The following is a 7515-nucleotide window of genomic DNA, read 5'->3' as shown; positions in this document are numbered from 1 at the left end:
TCTAAAAAATGATAAATTCAGCTCAAAAAGCAACATTACCCTGTGTTTTGTACATTCAAATAAAATGCTTAAAAAATCAAATTAAGTAGTTTTATTACATCAAGAATTCATTTTATTTGCCGTTATACATTGCACCTTTATTTAATATACGTAATGTTCATGAAAAAGTTCTCCGACCTATCCATTTTGACAAAGTTACTCTCAGGCTTTTCGGTTGTTATTGTCATGATGTTATTGCTAGGTGCTGTGGCACTATCACAGTTAAGCAGTAATAACGCCAGGCTGGAAGCCTATCGCGACAGTTGGTTACCGGGTGTTCGCTATGCATTAGAGATGCGAGGCGTTTTAGCCGAATTGCGCCTGCAGCAGGTTCAGTATATCGCCTCATCGACAGAAAAAGAGCGCGAAGGACACCGTCTGGAGATATTACAGGCCGTAGACAACTTTCGTGCCGCGCAAGATAGATTTCTGAAATTACCCGAAGGTTACAATCACTCCGAACTATTCAAGAGAATAATGTCAGATTTTGACCACTTTTCTCAGGCAAACAGTCTCGTTATTGATGCAGTTAATAATAATCAATTAGCTGAGGCCACTAAAATTAGTGGTGATACATCAAGAAAATATCGCACACAGTTGATGAAAGACCTCGCTGAATTAGTCGTACTGGAAGTTCAAGGTGGAGAACAAGCTGCAACGGATGGTCAACAAAGCTTTAATACTGCCAAAAACGTACTTATCGCTTTATTGCTCTTTGCTGTTTTCATTTCTGCACTGCTTGCTGTCATGATTGCCCGCAACTTTTCTCGTTTATTGGGAGGGGAACCGGCCTACGCTGTGGCTATTATGGGCCATATCGCCGCCGGAAACTTATCCACTGAAATAAAACTTCGCCCAGGTGATAATAATAGCTTACTGGCTTCTCTGAATATCATGAACCGGCAGTTGAAGAAAACGATTAATGAGATCATGCATGGGAGTGAATCAATTTCTGTTGCGTCGAATCAGATTGCTCAGGGTAATGCTGACTTATCACAACGTACCGAGGAACAAGCATCCTCTCTGATTCAAACCTCAGCAAATATGCAGGAACTCACCCAAACCGTACGTCAGAATGCGGAGAATGCCCGGCAGGCAAGTGAGTTGGCGGTTAATACAGCAGCAACCGCCACAGAAGGCGGAATTATTGTTGATGAAATGCTACTTCGTATGCAAGAAATCACCAAAAGCTCGAGGAAGATCGTCGATATTATTGCTGTTATTGAAAGCATTGCCTTCCAAACCAATATATTAGCGTTAAATGCTGCAGTTGAGGCCGCCCGAGCGGGCACCGAAGGTAAGGGATTTGCCGTTGTCGCAAGCGAAGTACGCACTTTGGCACAGAAAAGTGCAAATGCAGCCAAAGAGATAAAGCAATTAATTGTTGGTACGGTTGAGAAAATTAATGCGGGTTCAGAACGCGCTGACCATGCCAGTCAAGCGATGGGCGAGATCGTCGACTCGGTGGGGAAAGTTGCTCATATCGTTGGCGAGATATCGACGGCATCACACGAGCAACACATTGGTATTCAAGAGATCGGTATCGCTGTAGAACAGATGGATCAAGTTACGCAACAAAATGCTGCATTGGTTGAACAAGCTGCCGCCGCCGCACAATCATTAACAGAACAAGGCGCGGAGTTGCGCCAGATTATCCGTTTCTTTCAAGTTAATCAGCCATCATTAAGCTAAGGAAATAATGACTAAGCGCTAAGTCGTGTAAATCATAGCAACTTAGCGCCTAGCTCAAGATAATATTGCATCTCTCTGAAGAACATATTCATTATACGGGTTACAGAAGTTCTTTCTGTACCCAAAGGCTAATACTCCCGCCATTAACAGGAAATGTCGCCCCACCATCTTCATCTGTAGTAATAATATCCTGACGATTACCTAAGTAATCAGCAAACTCTTTATTTTCAAAACCTCCACCAAGAACGATTGTTTTTTCACTTTCTGCGCCATTCGAAAGAATCACCACACAACCGGGTGCCTCCGCCGTGCCAGCACGAACAAAAGCAATACAGTTTTTATCATCAAAATAATCGGTTTGTGCGCCATGAGCGAAGCGTTGCCTGGCTTGAATTAGCCTCTCCAATTCAGCAACAACCGGCATCTCTATCTGATAAGTCCCCCCATCTTCACCGTTATCTTCATAATTGGCACCAAAAAGATCGGGGTAAAAAACACAGGGAATACCTTGTTCTCGTATTAAGATCAACGCGTAAGCCAAAGGTTTAAACCAAGGTTCTACCGGTGCTTCCAGAGCCTGAAGTGGCTGAGTATCGTGATTGGCCACCAACGTAATGGTATGTAACGGGTCAACTTCAATTAATGAGCCATTGAATATTTGCGTTAAGTCAAAATCTTCGCCCTGTTTCGATGCTTCGTGAAACTTGTGATGTAAAGCAACGTCGAACAACATTACATTGCCTTCTACCCGTGCCAGATATTGTTGTAATTTTTCGATATCAGGGGACCAATACTCCGCAATAATCAGTAAATCATGTTCTGTTTCATTTTGTATATATTCTATCCATGCTTTAAAAAACCATGCCGGGATATGTTTTACTGCATCCAATCTAAAACCATCAATTGATAGTGACTCCAGTAACCATTTTCCCCAATATTTTAACTCATCCATAACGGCAGGATTACGGAAATCAATATCCGCCCCCATCAGATAGTCGAAATTACCTAACTCATCATCAACCTCTGTATTCCATCCCCCATTGCTATAATCGTTTACTATCTTAAAAACCCCCTCATCTGAGGGTTCTTCAATATAATCAACACCGGTAAAACACTGTTTATCCCAAACAAAGGATGAATAAGTTTTATTGCGGCCAGGAAACGTAAAACGGGTATAGGCAAGGGCGTCGATAATATCATCGTCCATTTCAGTCCGGTTATCAGGATTAACTTTACGGACACTGACCTGTTCTTTTTCATCCGCCCCCATCTTGTGATTGAATACAACGTCAAAAAGAACTTTTATGCCATTCTCCTTCAATCGGTTAATCGCATTCTGTAATCCTTCTTTGTCGCCATATTTAGTCGACTGAGTCCCCTTCTGATCAAACTCCCCCAGATCAAACAAATCATAGGTGTCATATCCTACAGAATATCCTCCTGAGGCACCTTTATATGCGGGGGGAAGCCAAACGATATTAATTCCAAGTTGGCTAATATGTGCGGCTTGATCTGAGACCTCCTGCCATAATTTACCGCCATCAGGATAGTACCAATGGAAAAACTGGAAGATTGTGGGATTATTCATAGGCTTGATAACTCCATTTAACCGTACATCTCACAGTATGGCCCACTTTATAAAAGTTGGATTGGCAATAAGGTAATAGACTGTGTATTCGTTTTAATAGTGAGTTAATGTAAGGTCGGCCAGCATTAGAAAGAGGTAATTTAAATGAAAATAGTGGATATCCCCTTCGGTATCACCGATTGGTCAGAAATAGAAACAACTGAGCATAAGGGGGAACAAGGGGTTGCCTACTGGCGAACACAACTTTTTGGTCGTGTTAGAGTCCGTATGGTTGAGTACAGTGCTGGATACAAAGCTGACCATTGGTGTTCTAAAGGGCATATATTGCTGTGCCTTGAAGGTGAACTAAGCACTGAATTAGACGATGGGCGAAGCTTTATATTGAAGGCAGGTATGAGTTATCAGGTTGCCGATGGCGCCGAAGCACATCGTTCATCTACAATCTCAGGGGCCAGACTTTTTATTGTCGACTGATCACGTTTTTCGAAGATATCTATGAGTCCTTTATATTCAGCTAGCAGCCAGTCCTCGGCTGTTAGCTGAAATAAACGTTGTTACTGCCCTTCAGGTAATGAATCAACGGGGTTATCCGGGTATAAAACCCGAATACGTCGTCTGACAATCTCGACCTGAAATGCTGCCATGACTGCAATCATGATCAGGATTTCACCAAACCCGCCTTGTTCCGTTGGTTGATTATAAAGATATTGCAGTGTCCCTATAATCCATTTAGAACCAACCAATAGCAGAAATAAAGTTATCGTCAGTGGTGTTCCCTTGCAAAAAATACGTCCATCAGGTTCACGCCAAATCTCTATAAGGCGACCTTGCAAAACACCGACAACAATACTAAATAAAACTCCGCTACCTAAAACTACCCAGGAAGTCATCGTAGCGGGCATATATGTTCCACCGACTACCAGGCCGACCATCCCGTAAACCCAGGCCCATTTAAAACGGGCGGGGCCTAAAGACACCTCGTGGCTGACCGACTGGCGGTACAATGCAAAAAGTGTTAGCACCAGAATAATCAGTATTTGTACGGGAGTCATCGCTATCTCCTTCAAGAGAAGCATCTAATCAGGGATAAAGTGCCTTAATCTGGCATAGTGGCTACCTGCTCTCGCAGTATATTCACGCTTTATCAGTCTTTGGCAACACCAAACAGAAGGTGACCCTTCCCGAACGGTTAACGAAGTCCGTCAACACGTACTGTATAAAGTTTAGGCTATTTCTCAATAAATAACAGAATCCGCATAATATTAATTTATTCCGCACTCCATATTAAATAGTTTTAACTATCCGTTATTACATCTCAATATCGCTTTAGCTAATCTCAGTCATTTGTATTTATAACAAAGGAATAACATTTGGCGGATCCTCTGATATATTCAATATCTTTTCATTAGTGCTAAACTGCCGATGCTTTTTATTCAGGAGTAAAAAGTTAATTTAAAGGAGAAGAGAAATGACTCAGAATATTTATGATAATCAGGCATTTTTTTCAGGGTATGCACAACTTCCCCGTTCAGTTGACGGATTGGCTGGCGCGCCAGAATGGGAAGCCATTCGCCAGATGCTGCCGTCGCTATCAGGAAGTAAAGTTGTAGATCTGGGTTGTAGATCTGGGTTGTGGCTATGGCTGGTTTTGTCGCTACGCATGCTCGCAAGGTGCCAGCGAAGTTTTAGGGTTGGATGTTTCAACGCGAATGTTAAACCGTGCTAAAGAGATGACCACTGACGAAAACATTATTTACCGTCAGGAAGACCTGGAACATTTGCATCTACCACCACAACTGTTCCAATTAGCCTATAGCTCACTCACATTGCATTATATAAAAGCACTGCCAGCACTGTTTGCCACGATTTATCAAGCACTAACTCCTGGGGGCAGTTTTGTTTTTTCCGCAGAACACCCTATCTTTACCGCAGCAAAGCAACCTGGTTGGTTAATTGCCGATAATGGGCAAAAATCCTGGCCGGTGAACAGTTATCAGGCGGAAGGGGAACGTATAACAAACTGGTTGGCAGAAGGCGTTATCAAGCAGCATCGGACATTAGGGACTTATATTAATTTTTTGATAAAACAAGGTTTTATAATTACACATATCGAAGAATGGGGACCAACAACACAGCAAATTATAGATTATCCTGCATTGGATGAAGAGAAAGAACGCCCTATGCTATTTTTACTTTCTGCGAAGAAACCTGAATAGAAATCGGGATGGTTTTTATTAAAAATTCCTGCATCAACTCGTGACTCTTGGGGAGGTTTACTCCCCCAGCGCCTGTTTGATATTGACTCGGCGAGCCTAAAAACCACTAACTCATTATAAAACCCCTTAATAGGGTTAAATGACCTATAGTATAAATTAAATGCAACGCTGTATGGGATCCATTATGTCTAATAAAAATCACGAAGAAACAACAGTTAATGAAGGTTTGGCTAAAATTCATGAAGCTTCAGAACAACTTACCGAAGAGCAAATTGAACAGTTGGCTGAAGAAGCCAAAGCCGCAGCCAGAGATAATGTACAAAAGCATACACACGACTAATCAACAAAATGGGGGATGTATATGAATACTGTGCCGCCAGATGGATTACCAATATACCGGCTGATTACCGGACCAGATGATTCATCATTTTGTCACCGAGTGTCTGATCAATTGAAGCTTGGCTATGTATTATACGGCTCACCGTCAATCGCTTATGACCCAGAGAAAAAGACGATAATTGCAGCACAAGCGATCATTTGGCCCGGGAATTGAGCCTGATGGTAATAAAAGCTACCCGAGCCACAGTTGGTAATTTGTGATACGGGTGAATAGATTCTTGGATTGAGTTTTACGTTTGTAAAATGTCATCTCACTGATGAGAAAATAATTAATTTTCAATGCGTTAAATTTATTTTTGATGTTGTTTTGTAGCCACACCCAGTAGTCCTTGATCACTACTGCTAATCTTTGTTAGCGACACTTCGCGCTAAGTGGATAAGACAAGTAACAGGAGACGATGAATATGCAAGCTCCCCCGATACCTCAAGATGAGGCTAAGAGAATTGCTACATTACGCTCTTATAATATTCTCGATACCTCTCCCGAAGAACGCTTTGATCGTATCACCCGCTTAGCTAAACGTTTATTTAATGTGCCAATCGCGCTTATATCTATCGTCGACGTAAACCGGCAATGGTTTAAATCACATCCCGGACTGGAAACCAGCGAAACCCCCAGGGATATATCTTTTTGTGGTCATGCGATTTTAGGTGACGATATCCTTTTGGTACCCAATGCCCTTAACGACCTTCGTTTTAGTGACAACCCACTTGTTACCGACGATCCTGGCATTCGTTTTTATGCGGGTTGTCCGCTGGTTGTTCCCAATGGCAGTAAACTTGGCACACTCTGTATTATCGATCTTAAACCGCGCTCTTTAGATGAATACGACCAACAACTTTTATGTGACTTAGCGAAAATGGCTGAGCAAGAAATTGCTGCCGTTCAATTAGCAACTATTGACGAACTAACACAGTTAACCAACCGTCGAGGCTTTGAAATTCTGGCTCAGCATGCATTGACATTTTGCTCGCATAATAATATTCCTGCCACCTTGATTTTCTTTGATCTAAATGATTTTAAAGAAATAAATGACAGTTATGGTCATGCTGAAGGTGATAAGGCATTAGTCACTTTCGCTGAAGAGTTACAGCTTTTCTTTCGTGACACAGATGTTGTCGCCCGATTGGGGGGGGACGAATTTGTCACATTACTCACGGCATCAGGTTGTAGTGATATGCCAGCAATATTAAGCCGCTTTAAGAATGCATTAGAATTACGCAATAGCCAGGAATTGCGTGGTTATAATATTAATTTTAGCGTGGGGTACGCTAATTGCGATTTAGAGAAAGATACACCGATTAATGAACTACTCGCCGCCGCCGATTCATCCATGTACACGCATAAATTAGAGCTACGCACTAAAAAACCCCATTTTCCTAGGAGTTAATGTCGTGTGTTATTACACTTCTCAAAGCAGCAATAAGTCGTCGTGTTAATAATTAATCAAATCAAAACTAAATGCCTAAACAATAAATCTGCCAGGAGAGATATACCCGATATGCTCCTAAATGGTGCAAACTCCCTAAATAGGGGCGCTAACTTAGTTATCCATAATAAAAATAAACTATTTTTCAATT

At 41.8% G+C, this 7515-nt stretch carries 7 protein-coding genes and 1 pseudogene; 6 read left to right on the top strand and 2 right to left on the bottom strand.

The genetic code is table 11. From position 1 onward, the window contains the following. Window positions 1–159 precede the first annotated feature (159 nt). The gene (locus V2A85_RS20490) at window positions 160–1731 is read left to right on the top strand and encodes a methyl-accepting chemotaxis protein (protein ID WP_420072218.1); all 1572 of its coding nucleotides are present in this window, start codon (window positions 160–162) and stop codon (window positions 1729–1731) included. 100 nt (window positions 1732–1831) lie between these two features. On the opposite strand, the gene amyA is transcribed toward V2A85_RS20490, so the two are convergent. Further along, a complete protein-coding gene (gene amyA, locus V2A85_RS20485; protein ID WP_420072217.1) occupies window positions 1832–3319 on the bottom strand; it encodes an alpha-amylase in 1488 nt (495 codons plus the stop codon). Window positions 3320–3463: 144 nt separating this feature from the next. Between amyA and V2A85_RS20480 the strand changes: the two genes are divergently transcribed. Next, a complete protein-coding gene (locus V2A85_RS20480; RefSeq protein WP_083159118.1) occupies window positions 3464–3793 on the top strand; it encodes a DHCW motif cupin fold protein in 330 nt (109 codons plus the stop codon). Window positions 3794–3873: 80 nt separating this feature from the next. On the opposite strand, the gene V2A85_RS20475 is transcribed toward V2A85_RS20480, so the two are convergent. Then, on the bottom strand, window positions 3874–4371 hold the full coding sequence (locus tag V2A85_RS20475) for a hypothetical protein (RefSeq protein ID WP_083159119.1): 498 nt from the start codon (window positions 4369–4371) through the stop codon (window positions 3874–3876). Window positions 4372–4787: 416 nt separating this feature from the next. Here V2A85_RS20475 and V2A85_RS20470 point away from each other — a divergent pair. The 4 genes and pseudogenes from V2A85_RS20470 to V2A85_RS20455 all read left to right on the top strand — a co-directional run bounded on the left by V2A85_RS20470 (window position 4788) and on the right by V2A85_RS20455 (window position 7325). Further along, window positions 4788–5535, top strand: a pseudogene (locus V2A85_RS20470) (class I SAM-dependent methyltransferase). Window positions 5536–5707: 172 nt separating this feature from the next. Beyond that, window positions 5708–5875, top strand: coding sequence for a hypothetical protein (locus tag V2A85_RS20465; RefSeq protein WP_372558761.1), 168 nt, complete (start codon window positions 5708–5710; stop codon window positions 5873–5875). 15 nt (window positions 5876–5890) lie between these two features. Then, window positions 5891–6088: a DUF1737 domain-containing protein gene (locus tag V2A85_RS20460; RefSeq protein ID WP_372558760.1), complete on the top strand. Its 198-nt coding sequence runs from the start codon at window positions 5891–5893 to the stop codon at window positions 6086–6088. Between the two features lie 244 nt (window positions 6089–6332). Then, window positions 6333–7325, top strand: coding sequence for a diguanylate cyclase domain-containing protein (locus V2A85_RS20455; RefSeq protein ID WP_420072216.1), 993 nt, complete (start codon window positions 6333–6335; stop codon window positions 7323–7325). Window positions 7326–7515: the final 190 nt, after the last annotated feature.

Origin of the sequence: Yersinia sp. 1252 StPb PI (assembly GCF_048593885.1) — a bacterium.
GTDB classification, from domain to species: domain Bacteria; phylum Pseudomonadota; class Gammaproteobacteria; order Enterobacterales; family Enterobacteriaceae; genus Yersinia; species Yersinia enterocolitica_E.
The sequence above is the reverse complement of the archived record's forward strand: the minus strand, read 5'-3'. Positions and strand labels throughout refer to the sequence as shown.